General features: G+C 43.6%; 9 protein-coding genes. 1 reads left to right on the top strand and 8 read right to left on the bottom strand.

What is annotated here, in order from left to right:
• Positions 1-121: 121 nt before the first annotated feature.
• The 3 genes from ACRRU2_RS24425 to ACRRU2_RS24415 form a co-directional block, all read right to left on the bottom strand.
• The gene (locus ACRRU2_RS24425; protein WP_432505709.1) at positions 122-2,440 is read right to left on the bottom strand and encodes a helix-turn-helix domain-containing protein; all 2,319 of its coding nucleotides are present in this window, start codon (positions 2,438-2,440) and stop codon (positions 122-124) included.
• A 1,206-nt stretch (positions 2,441-3,646) separates the two neighbouring features.
• On the bottom strand, positions 3,647-4,726 hold the full coding sequence (locus tag ACRRU2_RS24420; protein ID WP_432505707.1) for an acyl-CoA dehydrogenase: 1,080 nt from the start codon (positions 4,724-4,726) through the stop codon (positions 3,647-3,649).
• A gap of 4 nt (positions 4,727-4,730) precedes the next feature.
• The gene (locus ACRRU2_RS24415; RefSeq protein WP_432505705.1) at positions 4,731-5,261 is read right to left on the bottom strand and encodes a DUF4242 domain-containing protein; all 531 of its coding nucleotides are present in this window, start codon (positions 5,259-5,261) and stop codon (positions 4,731-4,733) included.
• Positions 5,262-5,538: 277 nt separating this feature from the next.
• On the opposite strand from ACRRU2_RS24415, the gene ACRRU2_RS24410 reads away from it, so the two are divergent.
• A complete protein-coding gene (locus ACRRU2_RS24410; protein ID WP_331702721.1) occupies positions 5,539-5,991 on the top strand; it encodes a winged helix-turn-helix transcriptional regulator in 453 nt (150 codons plus the stop codon).
• A gap of 28 nt (positions 5,992-6,019) precedes the next feature.
• On the opposite strand, the gene ACRRU2_RS24405 is transcribed toward ACRRU2_RS24410, so the two are convergent.
• The 5 genes from ACRRU2_RS24405 to ACRRU2_RS24385 all read right to left on the bottom strand — a co-directional run bounded on the left by ACRRU2_RS24405 (position 6,020) and on the right by ACRRU2_RS24385 (position 11,769).
• Positions 6,020-6,784 (bottom strand): ABC transporter permease, encoded by a 765-nt coding sequence (locus ACRRU2_RS24405; protein ID WP_331702720.1) that lies wholly within the window; start codon positions 6,782-6,784, stop codon positions 6,020-6,022.
• 3 nt (positions 6,785-6,787) lie between these two features.
• Positions 6,788-7,741: an ABC transporter substrate-binding protein gene (locus tag ACRRU2_RS24400; RefSeq protein WP_432505762.1), complete on the bottom strand. Its 954-nt coding sequence runs from the start codon at positions 7,739-7,741 to the stop codon at positions 6,788-6,790.
• A 51-nt stretch (positions 7,742-7,792) separates the two neighbouring features.
• Positions 7,793-8,578 carry an ABC transporter ATP-binding protein gene (locus ACRRU2_RS24395; protein ID WP_331702718.1) on the bottom strand — a complete coding sequence of 262 codons (786 nt, stop codon included), beginning with the start codon at positions 8,576-8,578 and terminating at the stop codon, positions 7,793-7,795.
• 1,420 nt (positions 8,579-9,998) lie between these two features.
• Positions 9,999-10,283: a hypothetical protein gene (locus tag ACRRU2_RS24390; RefSeq protein ID WP_432505702.1), complete on the bottom strand. Its 285-nt coding sequence runs from the start codon at positions 10,281-10,283 to the stop codon at positions 9,999-10,001.
• A gap of 52 nt (positions 10,284-10,335) precedes the next feature.
• The gene (locus ACRRU2_RS24385) at positions 10,336-11,769 is read right to left on the bottom strand and encodes a hypothetical protein (RefSeq protein WP_432505700.1); all 1,434 of its coding nucleotides are present in this window, start codon (positions 11,767-11,769) and stop codon (positions 10,336-10,338) included.
• Between the last annotated feature and the right edge of the window lie 268 nt (positions 11,770-12,037).

Here is a 12,037-nt window from a genome sequence, read left to right as displayed (position 1 = left end):
ATTGCAGACCGCCGTAAAGCATGGTTATTTGTATAAAGGCGCTTCATTTGCCACGCAGGAAAATGGCACTTCAGCGCCATGCAGCAAGAAAATAATGAGACTTTCGGAAAATAAATGCCCTTTAATCAGGCATATGAATCGAGCGATATTTGGCGGGTGTAATGCCTTCGTACTTGCGAAATGCGCGTATTAAAGAATTACGCCCCCAATAGCCTACCTGTTCCGCGATGTCATCCATTTTCAGATCCGTGTCGAGCAGCAGCTGTTTAGCACGGTTCAGCCTTATTTTCGCAATATACTCTACATACTTCTCTCCAACCTCTTCTTTGAACTTGCGGCTGAAATGACCCGTCGACATTTTCATTTGCTCTGCAAAGTGTTCAATGGACAGCTCTTGGTCAATATGCTGCTCGATATACAGCAATATTTCTGCAAACTGCCCGCCTTTACTGCTCTGTGGCTTGCTGAACAACTGCCGGTGAATTTCAGTAAAGCTGCTGCGCAGCTCCTCCCAGGTCATACAGCGATTGATTCTGTCAAACAAATTGTAGTAATAAGGGACGTTCCAGTCATGACGCTCCAATTCTAATGCGCGAATCCAGGTATGCAGCACATCCGTGCATAAATATTTAATTTGTACAGCGGTTGCATCCCGCTTCTCCCCGTCCTCCAGCAATTTCAATACAAATTGCAGCAGCTCATCCAACTGCCCCACTTTATACTGATTCATCATTTGAGCTACTTCCTGGCTCGATAAAAAAGCCTCGGCTTGCTGCGTTTCTTTCGATTCAGAAAAATCATTCGCGCATATTTCAACCGTTTGCTTAAGGCCGCGATAAATGAGTTGGTCTACTGCATTTTCGTAGGAGCGATGAAGGGAATCCAGCTGTTTAACCGGTTTGCCAACCCCGATAGTAGCCTTGCAATAATCTTTGCCATGCTGCAGCAGAAGCGCTTGTATACGCTCTGCCACACGTAATGCCTCACTTTTGAGAGCAGCCGAATCATAATCTGAAAATGAGTGTTCCTGCTCATTTGACGCTGCTAAAGCATCAGACTTGTGATGCAGCACACAGGCAAGAACGTCCGGCTTGGTCAGGCAAAACCATAGATGGCCGGTACCCGCGTCAGCAATTTTATCCTTCAGTTCAGCTAACCAGAACATTTTGGAGGTTTCGGAGATGGACGCATACGGAACAGCATTAAAGTGCAAGGCAATAGCAATCACCGTTCTTGGCGTATGCTTATTGTAAGCAAAACCAATCTCTCTGGCATAATAGTCTATTGACAGCTCATCTCTATATTGGCCAAGCAGCAGCTGCGTAACAAATTGCTCCTGCATAAAAGGCTGCATTCCTGAAACCAATTGGTATAGCTCTTTATTTTTCACCATAATAGACTGTGAATAGCGCTTGATCATATCCAGCTCATTGCCCTCACGATTAGCTCCCGGTGCCGGCATGTGATGCAGCTTCAGCTCATCATTGATTTCACGGATAGGCCGATACAGGCGTTTGCTCAGCTGATTAGAAACAAAACCGCCGATAATAAGAAAAAAAATAAAGAACAGCCAGCTCGCCCCCTGTACGATACGGACAGGCTTCATAAGTGCTTTCAAATCTACCAGGCTGATATAATGCCAGGATTCACTAAAAACAGATTTCATCCAGGATTGCCCCATCTGTCCATCCACAATAAAACGACTGCTTCCATCAATGCTCCCTGCTCTGATCCGCCTGGTCAGCTCCTCCTGCACCTGTGGGGACAAACCTGCATCGGCTATTATTTTGCCTGCAGCATTCATAATCGCCGTCCCCGTAACCCACTTCTCATCGATTGTAATTTGCTTGCGCAGCTTGTCGGAGCGAAGCGCTACAAGCAAATATACATCTGGATCGTTGCTGTTAAACGGATAGCTTACTGCCGTTGTAAGAGCTGCAGTCTCGAGAAAGTCCATCATTTTCTTCCCATAAAGCTCTGCCTCCAGCATTCTTCGGCTTTGCTTGCTAATTTGCAGCCGTTCGTCGTAATAATAGGCTTTGGATGTATAGGTTTCAGCGGCGACAATCAAATCCTTACCGGCAAAATAATAGTAGGCATGATCGACCATTTCATTCGATTCCAGCTGCTGCAGCTGATCGCGCAAGGAATGAAGCAGTTCCATTCGGCGTTCAGAGTGTTCCTCCGATTGGTCTGGGAGGAGCAGCAAGCTTTTCAAATTCGATGTGCTCAGCAAATGGATCATGCTCGTTTGTAATTGGTGCAGAGCCGTGTCCGTCTGCTCGGAGAAACGATTCATAATAACTGTGTTGTAGCGCTCGGCATCATTCTCGATCATTTGCACGACGAACAGATGAATGAGCAAGCTGGCTGCAAGGAGAGGAATAAGAATAAGCATGAAATAGTTGGCGAAAAGCTTCCAATAGAGGGTACGCTGCAACCTTCTTTCCCTCCTTCTACATATTATTTTTACTAGTATATTTCTGTTTCTCCATAAAAGTATGGATCTGGTCGAACTGCTGATTCGTAGGGAATAGGGTAACAAGCAACCGAAAGGATTAGCACTGTGCGCAAGTTTGGCTTCCGACCGCTGTTGCCATATTACAATCATTCACAAGAAATGTATGGTGCTTTATGTCGATTCGTTGAAATTTTATTTCATCAGAGGTGTAATTGGAAGAAATTTTCATTATTTGAGGATAGACGGCTTCCGACGTCCTTTAGACAAGCGCATTAACCGTTGAAATATAGGAACGGGTATAAGGAGAAAATTTGAACTTTCCAACACTTTTCGCAAATTTAGAAAACATTTACCTAGCAATAAGCGTCTAAAAAGCAATATGATCGCTGATTATTGGGAAGGGAACTTTTAGTTAAAGGAGCACTGAAGATGAAATCGCTAGAAAAAGAATTCTTGTTTGATGCAATAATCCTCTCCTTAATTCTAAGCTTAGTGTATAGTTTCTTAGTTACAACCATGGATAACTCCCTGGTTTCTAATTCTTATACTTCAGATCTTGGTTTTGCTGTTTTCTCCTTATTTTTTTTAAGTCTATATATATTTCATACTTTAGTTAGTTCTTTAAAGTACGTTATAGCCAAAATAATAAAAAATTCTTTTTTGGCTAGACTCCTATCCTTTAATTTATTTGGACTTTTATTAATTGGAGCAATTTGTTTCCTCATTAAAGATACAACAAGTATACTTTTAATTATTTCACTAGTTTTTTTCAATATATCCTCATATGTAAACAAAATCACAAACTGATGATGAGCAATATCTATTACAACTAAAAGAAGAAGTGGACGTTGTCCCACTTCTTCCTTTAGTTAATATGTTCGCAAGTATGCAACTAGATCTCCCAGTTAATCAATCTAAAGTGAAGCACAGAAGCGTTTCTTTTTGTAACGAATCCTAGAAGCGCTATATCGTATAAAATGTACCTTTTGAAATTGTAACGCATCGTAAAGGCGCTATCTGTGAACAAATGGTCATTTAAGCTGCGTTTTACAGCTAATAAGCACGTCAGGATTCGTTACATTTTTAAAACGAGCTTTTTCGGTATAATAGCGCTGCTAGGATTCGTTAGAGCTTTCAACAACCTGAACAAAATGCATTCAGCTTCGTTCCTTCATTATACTGACCCTATTCGTCTACCGGAACTCTACTCGTAAGCTTCTCCAAATGACGAACCGTCGGTGTCAGGTTGGCGAAGAAGTAAGCTTCGCGCAATCTGCGTGAAGGATGGCTGCTGAATGTGTAGCCTGCGCTTCCTTGATGCAGCATGCAAGCCTGCACTGCGTTCAAGGTTAAATACACTGTGGCAAGCCTAACCTTAAGAAGGTCTGGCCATAACGCCTGAATATCCGGCGCTGCCGCAAGGCGCAGCGTCTCCGCGCGCAAACGCTCCAGCTCTCTCTCCAATTGCTCCGCCTGTACAGGCAAGTATGAGTTGCAACCGCACTGTTTATCCTTGGCTTGCCGGATGGCATGCAGGGATGCGGCAATAACGCCAAGTCCGAGCGGGATTTGGTACAAAACAAAGGTCGGCCGCACGATTTGTACGTAATCATCAGCCTGGTCAGACAACACCCAGTCGTCAGGTACGAGCACATCACGAAATTGGCAAGCATAAGTGGCGCTGCCGTTAAGTCCGAGAAAGCCTGTTTGCTCGATCATTTTAAGTCCTGCCGAATGGCAAGGCACAACAGTCATAATTCGCTTATTATCATCGGCTGCAGCAATTACCGCAAACCAGTGGTTTTCACCGAGATTCGATACCATCGGCAAATTACCGGATAACAAGTAGCCATTTTCCACTCGCTTAGCTTTAAGATAAAGCTGGTCAATCCCCGCATAAAACTTCATTGGGTTAGACAGACCGGTTCCGCCAAGGAGTTCACCATTTTCGAGCCGATGCAGCAATTGCCCCTTCAGCTTCTCATTCTCACTATGCCTTACATAAGTTAGCAGCGCCTGATGGCACCACAAATTAAAGCCTGTTGTCATACAGGTTGCGGATGTTTCCTCCAACAGCTTTACGGAGTTAACACGAACGTCCGCCTGCTCCTTGCCAGCAGAACTCAAATACCCTTCTCGTCCTAGCGCAGTCAAGTAATCAGCAGGGTAATAAGCGTCTACATCAATCCGTTTTACATACGGCTTTAAATTTTGTTTAACGATTTCTCCCAGCCCGCGAAATGACTCAGCATTCATGGTCGGCATCGCTCTATTCCTTAGGCAAAATTTCTGTAATGGCGTCAATTGGCGCTTTTACCGCTTCACGGGCGCGCTTTACAGCAGCCTCGTCCGGTGCGTTGTAGAAGCATAGACATTTCGTCATATCCTCGCAAACATACGTGCGGGAGAAGGATACTTCAGGAACCTCTGCATAATGTACGGAATTATTTCTTTTTCTCTCCAAATATTGCTCCATCGTCAAATGCTCCGGCAAGTTCCACTCTACCAAATAGTTCAGCCCTTCATCATAAGCGCCAACTTCCTCCTGCTGCTTGCCAATCAAGCGAACTTCCTTTAATAGCAAAATAGAAACTTGCGCGTCTTCAAGACTTGCACGAATATCAGACTCACTGCCCTCGAAAATAAAGAATGCTCGATCAAATCCTTTGGAAACTTGAACCTCCAGCAGCTTTACATCTTTTGCAGCAACCGTCTCACGAAGGCTGGCAACTAGCGCATTAAATTCATTAACCTCGTTTACTTTTCCCTCAAAGCTGGACTCGATTAGAAATAATGACATTGAAATCAATCTCCTTTTTAATGTAGTGGCTTGCGATTGTTAACTTTTAATACTTAGTGTAAAATTTAAACCATATAGGTGGAACAAAAGATTAGACTAAAAAACGAAGAAAAGGGATCGTTCTGGAGAAACGAAAGTGCTCGCCTTTGTAGTCGGATTTCCCCATTACATCATAGAATCAAAAAATCTGAGTACAACAGCGATCGGAAGAATGATTCCTTTCGTAGCGTATATCTAGTCAATATATAAGTTCCACGTACATAGTAGGAGGACCGCAATGAAAACCAGATACGACTTGCCCTGCAATATCGCTCAAACACTTAATCTGATCGGCGACCGATGGACGCTGCTGATCATTCATGAGTTATTGATTGGGCATCATACCTTCAGCGAAATTAAAAGTAATTTAAAGGGACTATCCTCCAAGCTGCTTTCCGAACGGCTGAAATATTTGGAGGATGCTGGAATGCTTACCGTCTCCCTCTACTCCTCTCATCCGCCGCGCTACGACTATAAGCTGACTGAGAGCGGTCAAAGCTTGGAAACTGTCTTTCATGCGCTGCTCCTTTGGGGGCAACAGCATTTGCCAAAATGCTATAAAAAGCTTGTGCATCAAGAATGCGGTCATGAGGTTCGTCTCGTATGCTACTGTGATGAATGCCAAAAAGTAACCGAAAACGTTAAAGCAGTAGAAATTGACCGCTCAGAGGACGCTGTAGCCAAAGTCTAGCTTTGGGCTGACAGCGTCTTTTACAATGTTATTTGGGAATAATGCCCCACTGCTTCTCCATCCATCGCTCGAAGAGGCGGACGCACTGGTCAAGCAGCAGGCCGCATATTCCAATAAACAGTATGCCTGCAAGCACCAAGTCAAGGCGTATCATGTTGCGGCTGTCTACGATTAGAAAGCCTAGTCCGGATTGTGCTCCGACCATTTCGCCAGATACGAGGAAAATCCACGCTGTGCCCACTGCAATATGAAGCCCATTGGCGATGGTAGGAAATGCCGCCGGAAAAATAACTTTAGTCAGCAGCGATGTCCGGCTAAGCTCCAAATTTTGCGCCAGCTTGATGTAGATGGGATTCACCTTTTTAACACCAGAAACTGTCGATAGCAATACAGGAAAAAATGCTGCCAGAAATATAATGACGATAGCAGGCGCATTGCCAATTCCAAACCACAATACAATGAACGGCGACCAGGCAATTGGCGACACCGGACGAAGCGTTTGGACGATAGGGTCTACAATATTCCACAGTACCTTCATTCTTCCAAGCAGAATGCCGAGCACAATACCAACAATAGACGCTGAGACATAGCCGGTTACAAAGCGGAATAGGCTAACTCTGAAATGCTCGAATATCGTTCCGGTGTTTATAAGTTCTACAATTGCATTACCCACATCTGCTGGAGAAGGGAGCAGCGATCGTTCGTACAGCTCCAAAGATACGACTAATTGCCACAAAGAAAGCAAAATCGTCAAAGCGATAAGCACATAACCTGTTTTCTTTAAAGCACGCATGGACTACAGCACCTTTTCAATAAGTGAATTGTCTACAAACTCCTCGAACGTAGGCGGCTGCTCGGAAAGCTCCATCTCAATCATATATTGGCGAAGCACCTCATAGGAGGCTTCATCCAGCTTCAGCTCATCGTACTTGATCCACTGCAAAGACAGTTCCAGTACATTGTCATCCACATTCATATATTTTTTCAAAATTTGCTTGGCCTGCTGATCCTTCTGCTCGGCTACCTTTCCCGCAGCTACATATTTCTCGACCAGCTCCTGCGCAATATTCGGCTCATCCTTAATCAGCGCCCCGCGCAAAACGAATGCGCAGTCTACTGATTCCGGCCATAGCTCCTCGGATTGGAACAGTACCTTGCCTTTATCAATGACAACCGCTTTGGCGCCAAACGGCTCCGCTACGACATATCCTGAAATTCTGCCTTCAGCTAAAGCAACAGGCATCTCAGCAGGAGGCAATTGAACGGCTTCAACATCGGTATACTGCAAGCCTGCTCCCTTCAGCATCTGATAAAGCAGCACGTTATGCGTTGAATATTTGTGCGGAATGGCAAACGGCTTGCCCTTCAAGTCCTGCACACTATTAATATCCGGCGCGGCGACGATGACATTGCCATCCTTATGGCCAAGCGCAACTGCTTTAAGGTCGACGCCTTGCTCCTTGGCTCTCATCGCGAGCTCGATCAGAACAGACGCCCCATCGATTTTCCCCGTATTGAGCGCGTCCATTAAATCTGGCCAGGAACCAAACTTCACTAGCTTTAGTTCAAAATTGTCATAGCCTCCATCTGCAAGCCCAAGCTCTTCCTCAATATAAAGCGGTGCGGCATGCGTGATTGGCAAGTAGCCGATCTGCACTATACGCTTCTTCTCATTACCAGGCTTTGCTTCCTTGCCATTACCGGCCGAGCTGCAAGCAGATAGTACGAGTAAAACTGCTATAATAGCCATTACATGAAAATTCTTAAAATGTACGAATGATTTCAAAGCCGATTCCTCCTGCTATATGGTGAATTCTTCCTCTGACTGAAGCCCCGACAAGCGGAACTGCGTTAATATTTGCTTGCGGTAATATTGAAAATCCGCATGGCCGCGATCGAGCGGCCTGGCAGCTTCAATCCGTATTTCGTCACTGATTCTACCAGGAGAAGGCTGCATGATTAGCACGCGATTCGATAAATAAACAGCTTCGTCAATATCATGAGTAACGAGAACGACTGTAACCTTCTCTTGCTGCTGAATACGCAGCAATTCATCCTGAAGCGCATATCGTGTAAATGTATCCAATGCGGCGAACGGTTCATCCATCAGCAGCAGCTTGGGCTTCATAGCGAGTGCTCTAGCCAGCGCTGTGCGCTGCTTCATCCCGCCGGACAATTGACTGGGAAAAGCGGACGCTTTATCCTCTAGGCCCACCAATCTAATATAAGTAAGCGCACGTTCCTGCACTTCCTTCTTGGGTAGCCTCAGCGCTTCTAGCCCAATCTCTACATTGGCCAATACTGAACGCCAAGGCAGCAGACCATATTCTTGAAACAGCATAACGCAATGGCGGCCCGGACGCTTAACTACATCGCCGGTTATCCGCACTTCGCCACTGTCACTGCCTTCAAATCCGCCAATAACATTAAGCAGCGTACTTTTGCCACAACCGCTTTGTCCAAGTAATGAAACAATTTCCCCTTCCTCAATGTCGAAGGAAATATCATGCAGCACTTGTTCTTGCTTATCGCCCTGCGCGAAGCTTTTATACAATCGATCAGCTTTAACAGCCGGCACAGTACTCAAATCAATTGTCCCTCCTCACCGAATCACACTAAACCCATATATCCAATTAAACAAATAGGAATTAAGTAGATAATAATATACTTTGTTAAAAAAAACAACCAACAATTTCTAAGTTATGTAAAAGGATTTTGTAAAGGAATTACAAAAAGAGCCTCACATTTTAATGATTTAACTCAGGATCGCAATATACAAAAACTGTAAAAAGAGAGGTATACCAGTGCATGGATTGTGATTTCGTTACAGCTCCTGTATAATACCCGTTATATTCAAATATATGATTATTTGATTATTCACACTAGAATAAACGGCTTCCGCCGCCCTTTGGACGAGCACGTTTACCGATGAAGTCACTCAAATGATCTAACGAATCGTGAGAGCGCTATTTCGTCTATAAAGAGCCTTTTTGAAATCTAACGAATATATATAATCTTATTTGCCCCTAACAAAAAAGATTGGAAAGTTCACACATAGCGCAACTGATCTTCGTTAGATTTTTAAACGAGCTGATTTTCGCCAAATAGAGCATTTAATCTTCGTTAGATTCAAGTCGTTGTAATGACCTGTAGAAACTTATACCTTCTATTATCTTAAAAAAAGGAGTGGGTGCGAATGCCAGACTCTAGGAGTAATGACACATCACAACAAGTTTCGTCATCCTCTCACGAATCGACTACGTCTTTCATGCTGGTAAGCAGACAAACCGTCATAACAGTAGGAATTCATGCGTTACATGAGATCGGGTCCGATTCCATTTGTAACGTTTGTATCGCTAATGGAGGTTCCTGCTGTCAAGGGTGCGGACATCTTGTCAACGGTATAGGCTGCCAAAAACGAAATACAAGTTGTACGGCATGGTTATGCGGGTTTTTAAAGTTCTTTTTGTATGAAACCGGCCTCCTACAAGAATGGAATGACTTTTGGGAGCAAGTCCCGGGGCAAGATTACCGTGAGGACTTTACGCCAGAGGTTTTTTATGTGACAAAATCATTACACCTTCCGGATCTTCGGAATTTGAGTAAGGCTCTTGCTGCCGATCTTCATGAGTTGGCTAAATCACATATTGCAATCGGGTTCATCATAACTCTACGTGAAAAAATAGATAAATATATTGATCAACTCGACGAATGTCAACATAATCGAAAAAAGACAAGCGAATTAAAACGAAATATAAAAATGCTATCAAGTCCTTTCCATCGTTTTCAAAAAGAACTGCATGAATATCGACAAAAGTTTCCGATTTGATAGCGATTTTAATAGGGATGATGGCTCGATCCTCCCTTGCTTTCAAGAAATCTTTCAGCACTTTGCAATCTATATGGAAGAATGCAAATGAAAAGTGCCTCATCCTAAATGGATTGGCACTTGGGAAAGGTTTTATTTAGATGTAATCTGGTATAAGGTCAGCCAAGCTCTTATTCATTCATTCAAGCACTGATTTCCCTTGCAGAAATCTTTTCATTAAATCATTTGAAATCAGCAATGCTTCATTTCGGTTATTAGCAGGTGCTGCAATCATACCCGTCCACTCTTGCGGACTATCCTTATGTATAATCAAAATTGTTATTTTACTCATAGCGTTATTGGCAAATATAATTTTGATCTCACTTTCTGGTATTTGTTTATTCTTTTCAAGAGATTTAAACAGGTAACGTCCTTCTCCCCTTTTATTAAATGAAAGTTGAATATCTTTCAGATCACCTAACACTATGCCTTCTGAAATTATTTCTATCGAGCCAGCAGAACGACTCGCCTCCTGCTTAACTCCGCCTCATTACAACTGAGCTAATTTGATAAACAATCCACGTTACAATAGCGATAAGCACAGCATCGAATATGACATTAAACATGAACAAATGCTTGCCAAGATCTGCCTGCCCATCGCCCAGAATCGGGATCAGAAAGCTGAACAGCCCTGTCAGCCCAATTAAAATAAATAGCTCACAAGCAACTCGGTGACGCATGTCTATCCTTCTCAGCCATTCAATTACAGCGATTATAAAATATACAGCGAACACAGTTAGCACAAACCACAGCTTATTAGGCACATTCTGCTTTTTAAATTCGCTCCAAGCGCTGTATTTAAAGGAAATCGCTCCTGGCTGTTTCCCTTCGCTCTTCTCAAAGCTGCCCAAATAATAAGGCCGGATCATCATGCCATTTTCCGCAGCATACTCCATTTTAGAAATCAGCCTGCCGGGGTGCGTCAAATAAAATTTTAATACACTCATATGAGAAATGCGGTCATAAAAGTCCGCAGTCATAGAAGGTGCGTCCTGCTTGATTGCTGTGCCGCCCTGAAAATAATTCGTATTCGCCAGTACAGACAGATGCTGCGGCAAGCCGAGCTTTTTCAAATCTCCCTCTACATCTGGAGAGTCCTTCAAAATTCCGAAAAATACGGTTTGATATAAGTTAATATTTTTAAAATCCTTCGGCGCTGCAACGTACATGGCAATTGAACCGAGTAACGTAACAGCAGACAGTATATATGCTAGCTTACGCCAGCCCTTATCCGAACGAAGCATCGCATAGCGTAATCCAAGCAGAGCAAAGCCAACACCAATCGGGGCGTTCTGCGTCTTGGAGCCAACGAGAAACAGGATCGATATGAAAAATAAAACGAGCAGTGTTTTACTTGGGTGCTCTTTTCTTGCCAGAAGCAAGCCGAGTCCAGCAGTGAGCAGCAAAAAGATGAGTGAAACCGGCTCACCAAATAAGGAGTTAAAATACGCTGTATAGCCGATATCAAAAAACACAAACAGCAATAGTGCCGCAAGCACAATACTCGTTAAGCGGGAACGCGATTTGCTCCCAGCGATAATGGTGTAGCCCGCCGTAAGCAGCAGCACGCCAAACATCGCGCCCAGCACCCGGATATCAAACATAGAGCCATTGAAGATCATGCCAACAAAACGTGCAAGGCCAACTAATAGTATATGCGAGGACATATAGAAGCCTCTGAAGAACGAATCATAGGAAAAGTGGATGTGCGAAAAGCTGAAAAAGCGATCCTCATACGGCTCGTCCAAAACGCCATAATTAAGCCCCATCGTACCCATAATTCGCAAAAAGTCGCCGTTATCCGCTACACCAACAAAGGGCTTCATGAATAGCAGGCTAATTAGAATTGCGGCTCCCGCAATCACAAAAATAACTTCAATTTTACTGCTTAGCTTTCGTAAAATATGCATAGCTTTTGTACCTCTTTCGTAAGGAACTACAACCTTCATAAAAATAAACGGCTACTTGTTCAAGTTTTCATTATATGGAGCCGTACTGTTAATTTGCAAGTTTTCGCTCGGCCCTGTACCATATTTTAGCAGAAAAATTGAATTCGATCTATTTTATAATTGTATTTAGGAACAAAATCACCTATCGGTGACTTAACTTGCCATCTTCGTGTGTAAAAAACAAGCGAAGCTTCCGATATCTATTTAGCCGCCTATCTTCTTTGTGGTG

The organism is Paenibacillus sp. GXUN7292 (genome assembly GCF_050864975.1).
Taxonomy (GTDB): Bacteria; Bacillota; Bacilli; order Paenibacillales; family Paenibacillaceae; genus Pristimantibacillus.
Note: the sequence above shows the minus strand (reverse complement) of the source record. Positions and strands in the feature narration are given on the sequence as shown.

Coding starts and splice junctions, on each gene's coding strand:
- ACRRU2_RS24420 (WP_432505707.1), bottom strand. CDS start 4,726: ATGCCGACCATGAATGCTGAGTCATTTCGCGGGCTGGGAGAAATCGTT.
- ACRRU2_RS24415 (WP_432505705.1), bottom strand. CDS start 5,261: ATGTCATTATTTCTAATCGAGTCCAGCTTTGAGGGAAAAGTAAACGAG.
- ACRRU2_RS24410 (WP_331702721.1), top strand. CDS start 5,539: ATGAAAACCAGATACGACTTGCCCTGCAATATCGCTCAAACACTTAAT.
- ACRRU2_RS24405 (WP_331702720.1), bottom strand. CDS start 6,784: ATGCGTGCTTTAAAGAAAACAGGTTATGTGCTTATCGCTTTGACGATT.
- ACRRU2_RS24400 (WP_432505762.1), bottom strand. CDS start 7,741: ATGGCTATTATAGCAGTTTTACTCGTACTATCTGCTTGCAGCTCGGCC.
- ACRRU2_RS24385 (WP_432505700.1), bottom strand. CDS start 11,769: ATGCATATTTTACGAAAGCTAAGCAGTAAAATTGAAGTTATTTTTGTG.